This is a genomic window from Mesorhizobium erdmanii USDA 3471 (genome assembly GCF_000472705.1).
Classification (GTDB): domain Bacteria; phylum Pseudomonadota; class Alphaproteobacteria; order Rhizobiales; family Rhizobiaceae; genus Mesorhizobium; species Mesorhizobium erdmanii.
The window spans coordinates 22,576-40,373 of record NZ_AXAE01000025.1 but is presented as its reverse complement, the minus strand read 5'-3'; the positions used below and the strand labels follow the sequence as shown (position 1 = coordinate 40,373).

15 protein-coding genes and 4 pseudogenes are annotated in these 17,798 nt (G+C 61.3%); 14 read left to right on the top strand and 5 right to left on the bottom strand.

Annotated elements, in window-relative coordinates:
• Positions 1 to 79 precede the first annotated feature (79 nt).
• Together A3AU_RS0120715 and A3AU_RS0120710 are read right to left on the bottom strand one after the other, a co-directional pair.
• A pseudogene (locus tag A3AU_RS0120715) lies at positions 80 to 708 on the bottom strand (class I tRNA ligase family protein); the annotation flags it as partial.
• Positions 709 to 822: 114 nt separating this feature from the next.
• Positions 823 to 1,209 (bottom strand): hypothetical protein, encoded by a 387-nt coding sequence (locus A3AU_RS0120710; RefSeq protein WP_027054573.1) that lies wholly within the window; start codon positions 1,207 to 1,209, stop codon positions 823 to 825.
• A gap of 261 nt (positions 1,210 to 1,470) precedes the next feature.
• On the opposite strand from A3AU_RS0120710, the gene A3AU_RS01000000135735 reads away from it, so the two are divergent.
• The 14 genes and pseudogenes from A3AU_RS01000000135735 to A3AU_RS1000000140975 all read left to right on the top strand — a co-directional run bounded on the left by A3AU_RS01000000135735 (position 1,471) and on the right by A3AU_RS1000000140975 (position 15,645).
• On the top strand, positions 1,471 to 2,460 hold the full coding sequence (locus A3AU_RS01000000135735; protein ID WP_418001074.1) for an ABC transporter substrate-binding protein: 990 nt from the start codon (positions 1,471 to 1,473) through the stop codon (positions 2,458 to 2,460).
• 30 nt (positions 2,461 to 2,490) lie between these two features.
• Positions 2,491 to 3,351, top strand: coding sequence for an ABC transporter permease (locus A3AU_RS0120700; RefSeq protein WP_051355414.1), 861 nt, complete (start codon positions 2,491 to 2,493; stop codon positions 3,349 to 3,351).
• Entirely contained in the window at positions 3,327 to 4,073 is a 747-nt protein-coding gene (locus tag A3AU_RS0120695; protein ID WP_027054571.1) for an ABC transporter ATP-binding protein, read from the top strand. Before A3AU_RS0120700 ends, A3AU_RS0120695 begins: the two co-directional genes overlap by 25 nt.
• A 49-nt stretch (positions 4,074 to 4,122) precedes the next feature.
• Positions 4,123 to 5,469: pseudogene (locus A3AU_RS1000000136910) on the top strand (LLM class flavin-dependent oxidoreductase).
• Positions 5,470 to 5,758: 289 nt separating this feature from the next.
• Positions 5,759 to 6,001 carry a hypothetical protein gene (locus A3AU_RS0120685; protein ID WP_245235531.1) on the top strand — a complete coding sequence of 81 codons (243 nt, stop codon included), beginning with the start codon at positions 5,759 to 5,761 and terminating at the stop codon, positions 5,999 to 6,001.
• 128 nt (positions 6,002 to 6,129) lie between these two features.
• Complete coding sequence (locus A3AU_RS0120680) at positions 6,130 to 7,425, top strand: DUF2130 domain-containing protein (RefSeq protein ID WP_027054569.1); 1,296 nt, start codon at positions 6,130 to 6,132, stop codon at positions 7,423 to 7,425.
• A gap of 428 nt (positions 7,426 to 7,853) precedes the next feature.
• Positions 7,854 to 8,363: a GrpB family protein gene (locus tag A3AU_RS0120675; protein ID WP_027054568.1), complete on the top strand. Its 510-nt coding sequence runs from the start codon at positions 7,854 to 7,856 to the stop codon at positions 8,361 to 8,363.
• 489 nt (positions 8,364 to 8,852) lie between these two features.
• Entirely contained in the window at positions 8,853 to 9,494 is a 642-nt protein-coding gene (msuE, locus tag A3AU_RS01000000135725; protein ID WP_081709607.1) for an FMN reductase, read from the top strand.
• A 79-nt stretch (positions 9,495 to 9,573) separates the two neighbouring features.
• Entirely contained in the window at positions 9,574 to 10,506 is a 933-nt protein-coding gene (locus tag A3AU_RS0120660; RefSeq protein WP_027054566.1) for a TauD/TfdA dioxygenase family protein, read from the top strand.
• Between the two features lie 47 nt (positions 10,507 to 10,553).
• Positions 10,554 to 11,903 carry an LLM class flavin-dependent oxidoreductase gene (locus A3AU_RS0120655; protein WP_027054565.1) on the top strand — a complete coding sequence of 450 codons (1,350 nt, stop codon included), beginning with the start codon at positions 10,554 to 10,556 and terminating at the stop codon, positions 11,901 to 11,903.
• Between the two features lie 42 nt (positions 11,904 to 11,945).
• Positions 11,946 to 12,794 carry an ABC transporter permease gene (locus A3AU_RS0120650; RefSeq protein WP_027054564.1) on the top strand — a complete coding sequence of 283 codons (849 nt, stop codon included), beginning with the start codon at positions 11,946 to 11,948 and terminating at the stop codon, positions 12,792 to 12,794.
• A gap of 54 nt (positions 12,795 to 12,848) precedes the next feature.
• Positions 12,849 to 13,847, top strand: coding sequence for an ABC transporter substrate-binding protein (locus A3AU_RS0120645; protein ID WP_027054563.1), 999 nt, complete (start codon positions 12,849 to 12,851; stop codon positions 13,845 to 13,847).
• Between the two features lie 25 nt (positions 13,848 to 13,872).
• Entirely contained in the window at positions 13,873 to 14,637 is a 765-nt protein-coding gene (locus A3AU_RS0120640) for an ABC transporter ATP-binding protein (protein ID WP_027054562.1), read from the top strand.
• Between the two features lie 657 nt (positions 14,638 to 15,294).
• The gene (locus A3AU_RS1000000140975) at positions 15,295 to 15,645 is read left to right on the top strand and encodes a transposase (protein WP_081709606.1); all 351 of its coding nucleotides are present in this window, start codon (positions 15,295 to 15,297) and stop codon (positions 15,643 to 15,645) included.
• 394 nt (positions 15,646 to 16,039) lie between these two features.
• Here the strand turns inward: A3AU_RS1000000140975 and A3AU_RS0120635 are convergent.
• From A3AU_RS0120635 to phnL, 3 genes and pseudogenes are all read right to left on the bottom strand, one after another.
• Positions 16,040 to 16,572: pseudogene (locus A3AU_RS0120635) on the bottom strand (IS5 family transposase); the annotation flags it as partial.
• Between the two features lie 165 nt (positions 16,573 to 16,737).
• A pseudogene (locus A3AU_RS1000000140430) lies at positions 16,738 to 17,037 on the bottom strand (DUF1045 domain-containing protein); the annotation flags it as partial.
• 24 nt (positions 17,038 to 17,061) lie between these two features.
• A complete protein-coding gene (gene phnL / locus A3AU_RS01000000135720; protein ID WP_032917789.1) occupies positions 17,062 to 17,796 on the bottom strand; it encodes a phosphonate C-P lyase system protein PhnL in 735 nt (244 codons plus the stop codon).
• Positions 17,797 to 17,798: the final 2 nt, after the last annotated feature.

The window sequence follows — 17,798 nt, the reverse complement described above, 5'->3', positions numbered from 1 at the left end:
CCGGCACATATCTGGGGCATCAGCGACCGCAACAGCACGCGACTATCGCCGCGTGCCAAATTTGACTTTGAAGTCTTCCTCAGGCCGCCTCGCTGATCCTGGCCAATGCGAGCTTGAGGCTGGCACTTTGCCCCTCCAGGTCGCCGAGACGCTCACGGTCTGCGGCGACCACATCCGGATTCGCGTTGGCAACGAACTTTTCGTTCGAAAGCTTGCCGGCAAAGCGGTCTCCTGCTCGGTTTTTGCAATCGCCTTCTCGAGAAGCGCCTTTTCGGCAGACACATCGATCAGGCTGCCAGCAGGCAGATGGTCGCCTCGTTGAGCACTGATCTGGGCCGAGCCTTTCGGGGCGACATCTGCCAGAGAGATGTCGCCGACGCGCGCCAACCGCTTGATGGCTGATGCCTGGCGTTCGAGCCGCTCTTGCGCCACCTTGTTGGCGCCGATCACCATCAGCGGCGCGATCGCCGTCGGCGGCACGTTCATCTCGGAGCGCACCGAGCGAATACCGGAGACGAGGTCGACCAGCCAGTTGATGTCGGCGGCCGCTTCAGCGTCCTCGAAATCCGGCGACGGCCACGCGGCATGACACAGCAGCCGAGGCCGTTCCTTGCCCTCGCCCGCTGTCTGTGCCCACAACTCCTCGGTGATGAACGGCATCATCGGGTGAAGCAGCTTGAACGAGCCGCTAGCGGGGCGCGCTGAGCAATTGACGGCGGACCGTACCGATGGTGATCAACTCCTTGGATGGCTCAACAGGCGCCCGGTTTTGACGTCGTTATCGACACGTCTTTACGGCCGATAAGAGCAGCGCTGAGACGGCTAGAGACGGTCGAAGTGACCTGAGATACGCAGCTTCGCCAGCAGCATGCTGGCCGTTGCGCTGTGGTCAATCCTCGCTTGCTCACTCAGCGGAGATGCATTCCAGGCAGCCAATTCTGCCACCAAAAGAGCGGTGTCTTCGTTTATCGACGCGCATCTAAGTTGTCCGTTCTTCTCCATCACAATTATCGCTGTTCCGGTCGCGCCATATCCAATCGCCGCCATCCGCTGAACGCAGGTGTCGCCGTCGACGCGAACATCGAACAGAACCGACCCTGCGGTTTTCTCCGCGGCGTCAGCCACACGATCGCCGAACGGTCGATTGAGGCCCTCGATGTTGCCGAGTGACTGCTCAAACAAGGCCAGTTCAACATGCTCCGCCACCATGGCCGCGAGAGTGCGCGCCGGCTGGCGCAATCGGCAAGACGCCAGCGCTGATTATCCACACACCAGCCACCGATGGCCTTTTCATAGGCGACAACAAAGAAGCGCCTTACGTCGGCCGCCGGCTCTCCTGTACTGCAAACGCACTGCTTGGAGGTCCCTCCGTGCCCGCCTAAACTGACTTCGAACGCAAGCAGGCATCGGTCAGAACACTCCTGCGCTGCGGCGACCCAACCCGCCTCATTTGAGGGACACGTGCCCCAAATGCGCATTGGAGACGAACAGAGTTTCCCTCCGGAGGCGGGCAGTGCGGACGCCGGTAAGCTGCCGACCAAGATCCCGGAGGGTACGGTGCTTCGCATCGGCGACCCCGAGACGCAAAGGGCACTGGAACTCTCGGGCCTCATCGATAAACTGCCGTTCAAGGTCGAATGGGCCAATATCAGCGGCGGTCCCCAGACAATCGAAGCTTTTCGCGCCAATGCGCTGGACGTCGGATCGGTCGCCGACATTCCGCCCATCCACGCCACCTGGACGGGGCTCAAGGTCAAGATCATTGCCGCGAAGTTCCGCAAGGAACCGGTTGCGCACCCGATTTATCAACTCGGCATTGCGCCGGGCGTCGAGGTCAAGACACTCGCGGACTTGCGCGGCAAACGGATCGCCTTCAGCCCCGGTCAGGCGCAAGGCGCGCTGGTGCTGAGGGTCCTGCAGGCCGCCGGCCTGAAAAAGGAGGATGTCACTCTCATCGAGCTGCCCAGCAAAGGCGATGCCTATGCGGTGGCACTTGCCAGCAAGCAAGTCGACGTCGCGCCGATCTGGGGCGTCCTCGTCAAGCACTATCTGCACCAGTACGGTGCCGACGGCGCGACCACTATCCCGCATGGCTTGCGCGACGATCCAGCCCATCTGTATGCGCCACAGGCGGTGCTTGATGACCCGGCCAAAGCTGCCGCTCTCGGCGAATATGTTCACTACTGGGCCCTTGCGACCCGATGGGTGCAGGAACATCCCAAAGAGTGGATCGCGGGCTACTACGTCGATACCCAAGGCCTCAACGCAGAAGATGGCCAGTATCTCGTCGACGCCGATGGTCAGTTCGACATCCCGTCCGACTGGAACGATGTGATCGCGCGGCAGCAGGCGACGATCGATCTCCTGGCCAGGGAACTGAACAAACCCGCGATCAAGGCCGAGGATCTTTTCGACAGGCGCTTCGAGACGATCGCGGCAAATGCGCTGAACGCGTCCTGACGCCTGCTTCCCAACACTGGAGACGAGCAGATGAATGCATTCTCACATACCGCCGCAGTTGCACTGCCCATTCCCCACGCATCGGATGAAAGGGGATTGTTTCCCACCGCTGTACAGCCTCATAAGACCGGGACGAGGCGTCGCCTGGCGCTTGGGCGAGCGATCCCGTTTGGCGCGCTGATCGGGCCTGCACTGCTTCTCGCGATCTGGTCCATCGGCAGTATCGCCGGCCTGATCGATCGAAGAACGCTGCCGGCGCCATGGTCCGTTGTCGGCACCGCCATTGGTCTCATCGCCGAAGGCAAGCTTCAGGATCATTTGATGACGTCCGCCTGGCGGGCAGCACAGGGTCTGGTGTTCGGAGTCCTGATCGGGACCGTGCTTGCACTCATCTCCGGGTTGTCCCGACTTGGTGAGGCGATCATCGACGGCCCTGTTCAGATCAAGCGGGCGATACCGACGCTCGCCCTGATCCCGCTGCTGATGCTGTGGTTCGGCATCGGCGAAGGCATGAAAGTGACGGCCATCGCGCTGGCTGTGCTGATCCCGATCTATATCCAGACCCACAGCAGCTTGCGGGGCATAGACAACCGCTATGTCGAACTGGCCCAGACCTTCATCCGCCAGGTCATCCTGCCGGGCGCCCTTCCCGGCTTCTTCCTTGGCCTGCGTTTGGCGGTGACCTATGCTTGGCTGTCCCTGGTGGTGGTCGAACAGGTCAATGCCACCAGCGGCATCGGCTACATGATCGATCTCGCGCGCAACTACGGCCAGACTGACATCGTCATCGTCGGCCTCGTCGTCTATGCGTTGCTCGGTCTCGGCTGCGACGGCATCGTGCGCTTCTTCCAGGAAAGGTCGCTGGCATGGCGTCGCACCTTGGCGGATTGAGCGGCGCACCGGTGGTGCGGGTCGAGAGCCTGGTGAGACGTTTCGGGCCGCGAACCATCCTCAACGGCCTCAGTCTCGACATCGAGAAGGGGGAGTTCGTCGCCCTTCTCGGCCGCTGCGGATCGGGCAAGAGTACATTGTTGCGCGCGCTCGCCGATCTGGATGACAAAGTCTCCGGCTCCGGCCGACTCGATACGCCCCAAAAGAAATCGGTGGTGTTCCAGGACGCCCGACTGTTGCCGTGGAAACGCGTGCTGGAAAATGTGGTGCTTGGTCTCGACCTGCCGGACGCCGCCGAACGCGGACGGGTGGCTCTCGAAGAGGTTGGCTTGAGCGGCCGCGAGACGGCATGGCCGGTCGAACTCTCTGGTGGCGAGCAGCAGCGCGTGGCCCTGGCGCGATCGCTAGTTCGTGATCCTGACCTGCTGCTGGCGGACGAGCCGTTCGGCGCGCTCGACGCGCTGACGCGCCTGCGCATGCACGACCTGTTACGCCAGCTCTGCGCCCGGCACCAGCCGGCCGTGCTGCTGGTCACCCATGATGTCGACGAAGCCGTGACGCTGGCGGACCGGGTCCTGGTGCTGGACAATGGCGCGATCGCCGCCGACATCGCAATCGATATCCCCAGGCCCCGCGATCATGGCGATCGCCGGTTCAGCGAGATCCGCTGCGAACTTCTGCGTCATCTCGGCGTCGAGATAAAGCCTGTGCTGCCCGTCTGAGGGCCCCACGACTTGTCGCTTAGCGTCACCCCCTTAGGAGAACCAACATATGCCCGCCGTAAAACGACAGTTGAACCTCAATCTTTTCATCTATCCTGGCGGCCATCATGAAGCCGGCTGGCGCTATAAGGATTCTGCCCCTGAGAGGGTGCTGGACATCGCCTATTATCAGGAACTGGCGAAAAAGGCCGAGGCGAGCAAGTTCGACGCGCTGTTCTTTGCCGATGGGCCCGCGCTCGCCGACAACATCCGCTACGCGAGCCGCTTCAGGCTGGAGCCGCTGACATGGATTTCGGCGCTCGCCGCCGTAACGGAGAAAATAGGCTTCATCGCGACCGCCTCGACCACCTACAACGAACCCTACAACCTGGCCAGGCTGTTTGCTTCCGTCGATCATCTGAGCGGCGGGCGCGCCGGTTGGAACATCGTCACGACGGGTGACGAGTCCGCAGCGTTGAATTTCGGTTTTGATCGACATCCAACCCACGCCGATCGTTACGAACGCGCCGGCGAATTCGTTGACGTGGTGACGAAGCTCTGGGACAGCTGGGAGGACGAGGCGCTCGTCTCGGACCGGGAGTCCGGCATTTTTGCCGACACCGACAAGATCCATCCGATCAACCACATCGGCAAATACCATCGGGTGAAGGGCCCCCTCACGCTTCCGCGCTCGCCGCAGGGACGTCCGGTCTACGTCCAGGCGGGTTGATCGCCAGACGGACGGTCCTTCGCTAGTCGCTATGCCGAGGCGATATTTACAGCCCATCAGACACTCGGCAACGCGCAGGAATTTTATGCCGACATCAAGGCGCGCGTGAAATCAGTTGGCCACAATCCTGACCACGTCAAGGTGTTGCCCGGCATCAGCCCCTTCATCGGTTCCACCGAGGCCGAAGCCCGCGCGCTGCATGACGAGTTCAACGAGCTGACGCAGCCGGAATATTCGCTTCACTAGCTACGCCGCATCGTCGACGCTGATCTTTCCAGCTACGATCTGGACGGGCCATTTCCGCGCGAGCTCATCAGTGTCGAGGGGGAGCGTGGTGCAAGCAGCCGCTTTCATGTCGTGCTTGACATCATCGAGCGCGAGAACCCAACCATCCGCCAGTTGCTCCACCGCCTCGCAGGGGCGCGCGGGCATTGGGTCCAGGCCGGGACGCCTGAACAGATCGCCGACAACATCCAGGAATGGTTCGACAATGGTGCCGCCGATGGCTTCAATATCATGCCGCCCTATCTGCAGGGCGGGTTCGACATATTCGCCGAGGAGGTGGTGCCGATCTTGCGCAGGCGCGGGCTTTTCCGGCACGACTATGACGGGGCAACGCTGAGGGACCATTTCGGTCTGCCGCGTCCGGAAAATACGTTTAGCCAACCGCAAAAGGCGAGCGCCTGAGCTGCTTTCGCAGCGGGCATTCAATCTTGGAGGGATTCGACCGCACACAGGATGCTCGCCCGCATCTTTGGTCGGTATTTCGCGTCGTGACCGGCTCCTGGCGCATGTATCCGGCCGGTTGGTTTTCGGTTCGGGCGCGGCCTTATTAGGGAGACGATAGCCACCTCCCAGGATCGCGTCCGATTGCTTGACTATCTTGCCGGGCTATTCGTCTTCCTCGCATTAGCGGAAGTTAAATTTTGAGTGTTTCGGCTTGCCGCAAATTAGGGTCTCGGTGGCATAACTCGGCATGACTTTCGGGGTGCTGGCAGGAAGACTGATGCGGGGGCGTGGGTGGATCAAGGGGTTGCGTCAGGACGATGCCCGGGAGGTGCGTGCGCGCATTGCGGAACTGGAGCGCGACCTCGTGGCGACCACATCGCAGGGACGCCATCGACGTTTCGACGCCGGGAATGAACTTCGTATTGCGAAGTTCCGCCTGGAGCGTCTCGAGGAATGCATCGCCGGAATAGCGGAGAAATGTGGATGTTAGCGGAAGCTCGCCGCTCCGTTCCGTCCTTCCGCTGGGGATAACAGTCATGTTCGACATTTGTTCTTTTCCAAAAGGGGCCGGCAAAATATAGTCTGGGACCATCAGCCCCCAGCCGAGTCAGCGCGCCAATGACCGTCCAGCCCAGGATTCTCAACGAACCGACAATCAGCTGCCCAAGCTGCAAAACGGAGATCAAGCTCAACGAGTCGCTCGCGGCGCCGCTGATTGCCGCCACCCGCGAGGACTATGAACGGCGCTTGGCGCAGAGCAATGCGTCCATGGCGGCCCGAGAGGAAGAGCTTGAACGCGAGCAGGCCGCGATCGACGCCGCCAAAGAGGACATCGGCAATCAGGTGGCTGAGCAAATCAAGCTCGAGCGTGCCGCAATCGCGGTCGAGGAAGCTCGCAAGGCAAAATTGCTGCTTTCGGTAGACCTGGAGAACAGGGATAACAAGCTTGCCGAGCTGGAAGCGACGTTGAAGGCGCGCGACGAAAAGCTCGCCGAGGCCCAGCAGCAACAGGCGGAATTCCTGAAACAGCAACGTGCGCTTGACGATGAAAAGCGGGAGATGGCGCTGACCATCGAAAAGAAGATCCAGGAAGGATTGGATGCCGTTCGCATCAAGGCGAGAACGGAAGCCGAAGACGGCCTCAAAATGAAGGTTGCGGAAAAAGAAGTACAGATCGCCGGCATGCAGCGCCAGATCGAGGAGCTGAAGCGCCGTGCCGAGCAAGGCTCCCAGCAGTTGCAGGGTGAGGTCCTCGAGCTTGAACTGGAGTCCCTCATCGCCAACCGGTTCCCTATGGACATCATTGAACCGGTCGCCAAGGGCGAGTTCGGCGGAGATGTCCTGCACCGCGTGGTCGGACCGGCAGGCCAGTCATGCGGCGCCATTTTGTGGGAATCGAAACGCACCAAGAACTGGAGCCAAGGCTGGCTGGGCAAGCTGCGGGCGGATCAACGCGCGGCGAAAGCGGATATCGCGCTGATGATCTCGGAAGCGTTGCCTTCCGGCGTGGAAACCTTCGATCTCGTGGACGGCGTCTATGTCGCCCATCCCAAATGCGCGATCCCGATCGCCATCATGCTTCGACAATCCCTGATCGAGTTGGCGAACTCCCGCCTCGCCCAGGATGGCCAGGCCACCAAAATGGAGCAGGTTTACGGCTATCTGACCGGTGCGCGCTTCCGTCACCGCGTCGAGGCGATCGTGGAGAAATTCTCGGATATGCAGGATGACCTCGCCAAGGAACGCAAAGCCACAACACGCCTGTGGGCCAAGCGCGAGGCGCAGATCCAAGCGGTGATCGAGTCGACCGTCGGCATGTATGGCGACTTGCAGGGTATCGCCGGAAAAGTGATGCAGGAGATTGAGGGGCTTGATGTGCTAGCGATTGAAGCCTCTTCGCTCGAAAGTGAATAGGTGACCTTCGCGCTGGCCTAGGACGCCCTCACAAGGACTGAGACGAAACCAGAGGACGCGTCCGATATAAGGGGCAAGCCCCTCCTCCGCAGCCATCGCTTCGTCACGCTGGCGGATGATATCTGCAAGTTCGCTTTCCACCGCGTTCTATGGGGTTTCTGCTGCATCCTGCATCGCCGGCTTGCACTCCTTCCCGCTTATGTGTGCCAGCGGTCCGTCGCGGTCGGCCGCCTCGTGGAACTGCTCCGCGGCTGGGAAATTCCACCCTATGAAATGATGCTGATCTTCCCCAACCTGAAGAACCAGTCCAAGGCACAGGCCGCATTACGTCCGATTCGTTGCGCGAAGCGGACTGTCTGTCGCAAAACTCCTAAAGTTTGATACGTCACAGGCTTTTAGGCACGACAAAAAGCCATCCGGTTGGAAGAATGATCAATCCTGTAATTATCGTGCCGTATGATCCCGCATGGCCCGCTGTTTTTGCCCAGATCAGAGATGAGATCGCACGAGCTTTAGGGACAACTGCGCTTGAGATTGAGCATATCGGAAGCACTGCGGTCGCCGGTTTGGCCGCAAAGCCCATAATCGACATGGACGTGGTGATTCCAACCGAAGCCGACCTTTCTGTTGCAATCAATAAGCTCTCGAAAATCGGATATACGTATGAGGGTGAGAGGGGCATTGATGGGCGTCACGCCTTTACTCAGCCGAGCAGGTTGCCGGCGCATCACCTCTACGTATGTGCGGCGGCCAACCCAGAACTCGGGCGGCATATAGCTTTTCGCGACTACCTGCGCGCCAATCCCGACGCTGCGAAAACATATGGGCTTCTCAAGAAGCGCCTTGCCGACAGGTTCGGCTCTGATCGAGAAGGCTACAGCAACGCCAAAACGGCGTTCATCGCCGAAGCACTATCTAAACGGTCGCGGAACTCCTGACTTTCCGATCGGATTACGGATGGCGCGCTTTGCTGGCGGCAGACAGCGAATGTCGATTCCGCGCTTGTCAGGCCTCGGGAGGCCGAGGGCTGCCTCCAACATGGCAACCAAAGAGGTAAATCCGTTTCCGCCGCTGGCGAGCAGCATCGCCGGGCAGGACCAGGAAGCGATCAAGGGTGCGAGGACCGACTTGCTACGACGGGTCCTGAGCCTCTTGCGCCCTCGTTTCCCAGGCGCCGACGTCAGTGCAACTGCCCGTTCAAACGTCTAGGCCGCGAGAACCCGTTCCGAGCCACGCGCGGTGCTGCGCACACCACGATTACGTCGTTCATCGAAAGGCGAGGCTCGAAACGCCGCAAGCGGGGAAAGGAATTTCACAAGTAGATGCAAACACGCAATCCTCTTTCTCTATAGATTTTGTAGAAATAACTATTCTGTCCCCATGTCGCGACTGCGGCTCCGCATTTTCAAGGAGAGGGACAGCACCTGATGACCAGACCCGAAATCGTCGGATTTTCCGGCAGCTTCAGTTCTCCCTCCCGCACCCGCGCTTTGGTCGAAGAGATCGTAAGGCGAACAGCGCAACAATACGACAGGAGCTTCGAGGTCATCGATATTGGCCAGTTCCTGCCTTCGCTGGGCGCAGCGCACCGCCTTTCCGATCTGGACACGAAGGCAAGGAGACTTGTTGACCATCTGCTGCAAGCCGAGGCGCTGGTCGTCGCAAGCCCGGTCTACAAAGGCAGTTACGCTGGCCTCTTCAAGCATTTCATCGATCTGCTGGAGCCCACCGCGTTCATAGGCAAGCCGGTACTGCTCGCCGCGACCGGCGGCGGAGACCGACACGCGTTGATCGTCGAGCATCAGCTGCGGCCGCTCTTTGGGTTCTTCGAGGCACGAACGCTGGCGACAGGGATCTATGCTTCAGAACGCGACTTCGTCGACCAAACCTCGGTCTCGCCGATACTGGCCGATCGTCTCGATCGCGCGATCGCGCAATTCGCGCCCTATCTGGCGTCGCGAACTCGAGACGAGTTGGTTTCGGGTTCCGACGCGCCTCAGGCGGACATTGCTATCGCCCGCGGCCAGTGGCGCTCTTCGACCCGAGATTCCAACGCAAATCTGGCCTGAAGCGCCTTCTCCAGCCCTGTCTGGATCTTCGAGAAATCGTCAGCCGCAACCAAAAGCTCAATCCGCCTGGAGACTAGCCATGACCAAGCCTGCTTTCATTGATGCAACCATTCCGGAAGCCGATGTTGCTCCCCTCACAGCACGCGTCGGCGCAGAGATCAGCAACGTTCGTCTATCCGGGGATCTACCCCACAGTGTGGTGGTGGCAATCAATAAGCTTCTGCTTCGCCACAAGGTCGTGTTCTTCCGCGACCAGGGGCACCTGGACGATGCCGAGCAGGAGCGTTTCGCTCAGCGGCTAGGCGACTTGGTGCCGCATCCGACCCAGGGGTCAATCGTCGGCACGACCTCAATCCTCGAACTGGACTCAAGTCGCGGCGGCGGTCGCGCCGATCAGTGGCACACTGACGTCACGTTCGTCGACGCCTATCCAAAGTTCTCGGTCCTGCGCGGCGTGGTCATTCCTTCGGCCGGTGGCGACACGATCTGGTCGAATACCGCGGCCGCCTATGAGAGTTTACCGCCAACGCTCAAGCGGTTCGCCGACGATCTTTGGGCGGTTCACAGCAACACCTACGACTACGCGGCGGTGCGACCGCGGGCGACAGAGGCGGAAGCAAAACACTTCGATGAGGTGTTTACTTCGACGATTTACGAGACCGAACACCCGGTTGTGCGGGTTCATCCCGAGACCGGTGAGCGCACCCTCCTTCTCGGCAACTTCGTGCAGCGGTTCGTCGGCCTGTCCAGAAGCGACTTCCACCGGATCTACGAGTTGTTCCAATCCTACGTTACCGCACCGGAGAATACCATTCGCTGGCGTTGGCAGCGCGGTGATGTGGCGATCTGGGACAACCGCGCCACGCAGCACTACGCCGTCAATGACTACGGCGATCAGCGCCGCGTCGTCCACCGCGCCACGGTCGACGGCGACGTACCAGTCGCCGTCGACGGACGTCGCAGCGTCTCTCGGACGAAGGCCGCCAAGCCGGCAAGGATCAAGGCCGCCTGAACACCAGGGGACATGTCTTCAACTGATGCGAAAAGAGGAATTTGACAATGCCCAGACAAATCAAGCTAGGCGCCTTTCTGCCAGGTGGCGGCCAGCATATCGCCGCATGGCGCCATCCCGACGCGCCGGCCGATGGCGCGACGAACTTTGAATTCCACAAGCAGCTGGCGCTGACCGCCGAGCGCGGTCTGTTCGACGCCTATTTCCTGGCCGACAATCTGACGGTCGGCCTCGGCGCCCGCGAAGGCGGCAACGCCAAGATCGCCGGCTTCGAGCCGGTCACGCTGTTTGCGGCCTTGGCGCCGCTGACCACGCATCTGGGCTTCATCGCCACGGCGTCCACCACCTATGAAGAGCCCTACACGCTGGCGCGCAAATTCGCTTCGCTCGATCTGTTGTCCAACGGCCGCGCCGGCTGGAATGTCGTGACTTCGGCCGGCGACGAAACCGCCCAGAACTTCAACCGCGATGTCCAGCCCAACCATGCCGAGCGCTATGCAAGGGCACATGAGCATGTCGACACGGTTAAAGCGCTGTGGGACAGCTGGGAGGACGACGCCTTCATCCGCGACAAGCAGTCTGGCCGCTTCTACGACAAGGACAAATTGCACGACGTCGACCATAAGGGCGCGCATTTCAGCGTCAAAGGTCCGCTCAACGTGCCGCGCCCCGTTCAGGGTCACCCGGTGGTGGTCCAGGCCGGGCAGTCCGAGGATGGACGCGGGCTTGCCGCGCACTCGGCCGAGGTCATCTTCACCGCCCATCAGAAACTCGAAACGGCGCAGGAGTTCTACCGCGACATCAAGGCGCGCGTGGCGGCTGTCGGCCGCGATCCCGACCAGGTGCTGATCATGCCCGGCGTGGCGCCCTTCGTTGGCCGCACCACGGAGGAAGCGCGAGAGAAGTACCAGCAACTCAACGACCTCATCCTGCCCGAGGACGGCGTCGCTCTGCTCAACGGGCTCGCCGGCCAGACGCTCGACATCAGGGGTTATCCGCTCGACGGCCCGCTGCCGCCGAGCAAGGAAACCGAAGGCATGAAGAGCCGCCAGGCGCTGATCCGCCAGATCGCCGACGAGAACAACTTCACCATCCGCCAGCTCTACCAGTGGGTGGCGACGGCGCGTGGCCACTACACCATCGTCGGCAGCGCCACGGAGGTGGCCGACCTCTTGGAGGAATGGTTCACTAGCGACGCCGCCGACGGCTTCAACATCCTGCCGCCCTGGCTTCCGGGCGCACTCGACGATTTCGTCGACCTGGTCATCCCGGAACTGCAGCGCCGCGGCCTGTTCCGCAGGGCTTACGAAGGCAGGACGCTGCGCGAGAACCTTGGCCTCAGGCGGCCGGAAAACCCGTGGACATCAGCCCGCTCGACCGTACTGGCCGCCGAATAGTCCTCCGACGCGCCAACCAGCTTCCAGGGAAAGGGCAAGACGATGACTTTGCAGCATATCGAGCGGCGGATCACGATCGCCGCACACCGCGGCGGAACCGGCATAGACACTGACTTCCTGCGCCTCGGCGGCCGGGCGACCGTTCGCTTCCTGTCGCGCTACGGCGTTCTTCTCGGGTTCCTGGCGCTCTGGCAGGTGGCGAGCAGCGTTGGATGGGTCAATGCGGCGGTGCTGCCGCCGGTCGACATGATCGTTGCCGCCCTGTGGAAAGGGCTCGCCGGCGGTACCTTGCTCGGCGACATCGCCATCAGCCTGCAGCGTGCCGGCATTGCCTTTGCAGCGGCTGTCGCGGTCGCCATTCCGCTTGGCCTGTTCATGGGCCAGGTGCGCGCCGTCGAAACCGCGCTCGACCCGATCCTGCAGCTATTCCGGCAGACCTCGGCGCTGGCGCTCTACCCGGTGTTCATCCTGCTGCTGGGGCTGGGTGAAACCTCCAAGATCTTCGTCATCTTCTGGGCGACTTTGTTTCCGCTGCTGCTCAACACCACCAGCGGCGTCAAGGAAGTCGATCCAAAACTGCTCGAAATGGCGCGCGTCTATGGCGCGACGCGGCTCACCGTGTTCCGCCGCGTCGTGCTGCCCGGCGCCGTGCCCTCGATCTTCGTCGGCTTGAGGCTCAGCGCCACCACGGCGCTCCTGCTGCTGATCGCCTCCGAAATGATCGGCGCCAACAAGGGCATCGGCTTCCAGGTGATGAACGCCCAATACAATTTCCAGATTCCGCTGATGTTCGCGGCGATCGTCATCCTCGCCGGCCTCGGCCTGGTCGCCAACCAGGCGCTGGTTGTCCTGCAGCGGCGACTGTGCCGCTGGAGCAATCCCGTCAACTGACCAACCCTCTCAATCCAGGCCTACCCCTCCTCTCGACCCAGGAAAGATCGGACCATGAAAATCACGCGTCGTTCCCTGCTTGCCGGTGCACCGCTTGCCGCCGGCATCATCGCCGCCGGCCTGCCCCGCTTCGCCTTTGCGCAAGGCGCACCTGTCAAATTTCGCTACCTCGCCAGCCGGGGCGGCATCTCCCCGCATGAGCTGGCCTACGAGCTCGGCTATTTCAAGGACCTCGGCATCGAGCTGGAGAATGTCGGCTATGCCGCCGGCGGCCCGGAATCGCTGTTTGCTCTTTCCTCCGGCAGCGTCGACCTCGGTTCGGCAGCCACCGCCGCGGTGATCAACTCGATCTCCGGCGGCAACGACTTCGTCGCCGCCTATCCGAGCAACGGCATCAACAAGGACGTCAAAAGCGTCTTCTATGTGCTGGAAGACAGCCCGATCAAATCGATCGCCGACATTGCCGGCAAGACCATCTCGGTCAACACGCTCGGCGCCCATCTCGACTATACGGTGCGCGAGGCGCTGCACAGCGTCGGCCTGCCGCCGGATGCCGCCAACCTCGTCGTCGTACCCGGGCCGCAACTCGAACAGACCTTGCGCTCGCGCCAGGTCGATATTGCCGGGCTGGGCTACTGGCAGGCGACCTTCGCCGGCGCCCTGGTCGCCAATGGCGGCGTGCGCGGCGTGTTCAACGACACCGACGTGCTGGGCGAACTCGCCGGCGGCTTCGTCGTGCTGCGGCGCGACTTCATCGCCGCCAACCCGGATGCGGCGCGTAACTTCGTCGAACAATCGGCACGCGCCTCCGACTGGTCGCGGCAGAATCCTGACGAAGCCCGCAAGGTGCTCGCCGACATCCTCAACAAGCGCGGCGAAAATGGCGATCTGGCCCGCTACTGGACCGGCTTTGGCCTGCGCGAAGGCGCGCAAGCGACCGACCGCGACATCGATTTCTGGGTTGCCGTGCTGGAACGCGACGGCCGCCTGGCCAAGGGTAAGCTGAAGGCCGCCGACATTCTCTACCGGCCCGGCGAAACCAAGACGAACTGAGAGCTGAGATGGACCGGGAGCTGAAATGACTGGCACCAACCGCGGCGGAGAGGTCTCGATCCGCGACCTCTCCAAATCCTTCACCCTCGGCGGCCGCAAGCTTGCCGTGCTGAGGACGCTCAACCTCGACGTCCGCTCCGGTGAATGCCTGGTCATCGTCGGCGCCAGCGGCTCAGGCAAGACCACGCTGTTGCGCATTCTTGCCGGGTTGGAGGCCGCCGACAGCGGCGGCGTCGCCATCGACGGCAAGCCGGTGCATGGCGTCGGCGCCGAGCGCGCGGTGATCTTCCAGGAACCGCGCCTGCTGCCCTGGCTGACCGTGCTCGGCAATGTCGCCTTTGGCCTCGAAGTGCGCGGCGTGGCCAAGGCCGACGCCGACGAAAGGGCCCGCTTCTACATCGCGCTTGTCGGCCTCGCCGAATTCGCCGATGCCTGGCCGAGCCAGCTTTCCGGCGGCATGGCGCAGCGCGTCGGCATCGCCCGGGCGCTGACCGTGCAACCCGAAATCCTGCTGCTCGACGAACCACTCGGCGCGCTCGACGCCATGACCAAGATCGGCATGCAGGAGGAACTGGCCCGCATCTGGAGCGAGGAGAACGTCACCATGGTCATGGTCACCCACGATCTGGAAGAGGCGATCTATCTTGCCGACCGGGTGCTGATCCTGCCGAAGGAGAAAGGCGGCGCGGCCCGGTTGATCGACGTCGATCTGCCCCGCCCGCGCGACCGCAGCGAAAGCCGGTTCGTGCGCTATCGCGAAGAACTGCTGCGCGAATTCGGCCTGCACTGACAGAGGTGAACGGGTTCACTCAACCGCCCCTTGCCATTCCATTCGCGAATCTTTGCTGGATCATGAATAACCCTGCCAGCAGAAGCATTCCAGGCTTGCTTCATGAAACCCTTTTCGAGACGGCAAGCGATCAGCGTTCGTTCGCTTCGACCTATCGGCGATCTCTTCACCCGGACCGTATGCCCCATATTCCTGGCCGTTAGGAGCCTGCCATGTCTTTCGTGATTAGCGCCGCTCGCCACTGCAACTTTTCAATGATGCTCACAACTCAGGCAGTTGCGGCCTTGTCCGTCATTAATCTAATATAGAGCGTTCTTACTACTGCCCGGGAAGCAGGTGGCTGACGAAAAGCAATTTTATATTAGCGCTTCCTGTAGATGGTGGTTGGCGTTGGAGGGTGGCATCGATGACAAACTTTACGGTCGAGGAGATGGAAGGTGACAGTACCGTGAGGGAGACCTCAGGGTTGCCTTGAGTCGCATTCATGCGGTGATGAAAACAGTGAAAAGGCCGATCAAGGCGGGCCGCGCGCATGGCAAAAGATGGATCCGCGTAACGCAGTAGCCAAGCGGTCTGACAGGTGTTTTTCACTTCACGGATTAAGGCTTGTTGAGATTCAGGATTCCACTTTTGGCTTGATTGTGATTCAAGCTTTGGATGGAACGATTTGTGCTGACGGACGCCCAATGGGCGAAGATGGAACCGCATTGTCTGGGTAAGCCAGCCGATCCCGGACGAAGTGGTGGCGACAATCGCCGCTTCATCGAAGCGTTGCTTTGGATCGTGCGGACAGGAAGCCCGTGGCGCGACCTTCCAGCCTTCTTCGGGAGCTGGAACACGGTTTTCAAGCGATACCGCGATTGGGTCAAAGCCGATGTTTCATGGACCTTTTGGCGAAGCGTCTTGTCGAACGGGGACGCGAAAATCTGGAGAGCAGTCGCCCAAAGACGGTGGCGAAGCACTGGTCCGCATTCTTCTTTCGATCCACAACAGTGCAAGTCGAGGTGAGGCGAACGAGAGCTAGTTTGCGTTGGCCAGACAGAGAGGCCGATCGATGTCCCAGACGAACGGAACGGGGTTGATGGAAACTCCGAGAGTTGCATCCCTGAAGTTCAAAGCTGCTAGTTTCGATGGTGGGGCGCTTAGTCTTCGCCGCCCCACATTTCATCCGTTTCACGCTTGTGGTCGCCGGTGGCAAACGCGCCAAGCTCTCGTGCAAAAGGCGAGGGACTTCGTAAGCTGGTCGCGTATGGGATAGTGACCTGCGTCGACTTTGACTGCAACTCGCGCGGCGCTGAAGAGAGGCCGCGAACGTCCTGAACAGCTGACCTCCATAGAGGAAGCCGCCGCGCCAGTAGGCGGGGATCCACCGTTACCTCCGCGGCCTAAGGCTTGTTGAGATTCAGCGTGAGTTTATGACGGCAGCAGCGAGGTTGATGAAGGCTGCGAAGCTCTGGTCGGTTTTGTCGGTGCGCATGGCGATACGCTTGAATTCCTTGAGCTTGCAGAAGAAGTTCTCGATCAGATGGCGCCATTTGTAGAGTTCCTTGTCGAGCGGCAGGGGAAAAGTACGACGTGAGTGCTGTGAGATAACGATCTTGGCGCCGCGCTCATTCAGGTCGGCAATGATGGTGTTGCTGTCGAAGGCTTTGTCGGCGATCAAGCCGCCGAAACAGACACCATCGATGAGCGGTGCAACACCCACCGTATCGAACCGCTGGCCGGGCAAAAGAACAAAGCGCACAAGATTGCCAAGTGCATCGGTGAGTGCCAAGATTTTAGTTGTCATGCCGCCTTTGGAGCGGCCTATGGCCTGGCTTTGAGTCCCCCTTTTGCGCCCTGGCCGTGGCGATGGACCTTGACGATGGTGGCATCGACCATGGCGTATTCCATGTCCGGCTCATCGGAGCAGGCCTCGAAAAGCCGAATGAAAACACATAAGGATAGCCCCAGGTGACGAGGTTGGGCATCTCGACCTCGTCGAGTTGGTGGCTCATGCGCCGCTCGAGGTCGTCTCCGTCCATCGGCGCCCGGAACTGTATCGAGCTCTTCAACGATCTGCGCAGCAAAACTACGCAAAGTCGGGATGGGACTGGCGGGAACGAGTGCGAAGAAGCCGCCGAGAAGGTCGATTCTCAACGGCCCGATCGGACAAGGGGCCCGTGACGCAGCAAACCTGCTGAGCGCCTGCTCCAGGTCCTTGACCGAAGTGCCTTCTGTTAGCCGGAACGGTGCCTTGAGGGTGGCATGAAAACCATACCGGCGCGGCTCTGAGGTTAAACGGATGTCCGCTTCCGGACGGGCGTCCTCGATAGGATCAGCGCTGAAGGCATCACGGCCAAGCCACGAACGTGCCGCTACGGTGAGCGGATGTTCGCGAGCGGGTGTAGTAAATGGCATAGCGAGGACCGCATGGTTCGGGCATCAACTGCACACCTCCGCTACGGCAGCAGCCGGTACAGCCATCGCGGCCGGTTGATTGCCGATCGCAAAGAGCCTGTCGGCAACGGCTTCTCGAACTTCCTCGTCATGGAAGATACCCACGATGGCGCCGCCGCGGGATTTCGCCTCGTTGATCAGATCAACGACGGTCGCACGGTTGGCGGCGTCGAGGGATGCGGTCGGTTCGTCGAGCAGCAGGACCGGGTAATCCACGATGAAGCCGCGGGCGATGTTGACGCGCTGCTGCTCGCCCCCGGAAAAGGTGGCGGGGGCCAGCGACCAAAGGCGTTCCGGTATACGGAGCCGACTGAGCAATTCTTGTGCTTTCGCTACAGCTTCGTCGGCGGGCATGCCGTTGGCGATGGCCGGTTCAGCGACGACGTCGCGGGCACCGATGCGCGGGATGACGCGCAGGAACTGGCTGACATAGCCAATCGTCGAGCGGCGGATTTCCACCACCTCCCAGGGCTCGGCGGCGAGCAGGTCGAGAGGCTCGCCCATGTGCTCAACGAGGATCTGGCCTTCATCTGGCTTGTAGTTGGCATAAAGCGAGCGCAGAAGCGTCGACTTGCCGGCGCCGGACGGTCCGTGCAGGCACACGCATTCGCCGGGACTCACCGTAAGATCGATGTTGTCGAAGACGGGCAGGACGATACCGCCCTGGGTGTGGAGGGTGAAGGTCTTGGTCAGACCCTTGGCGTGCAAACGAATGGTCATGA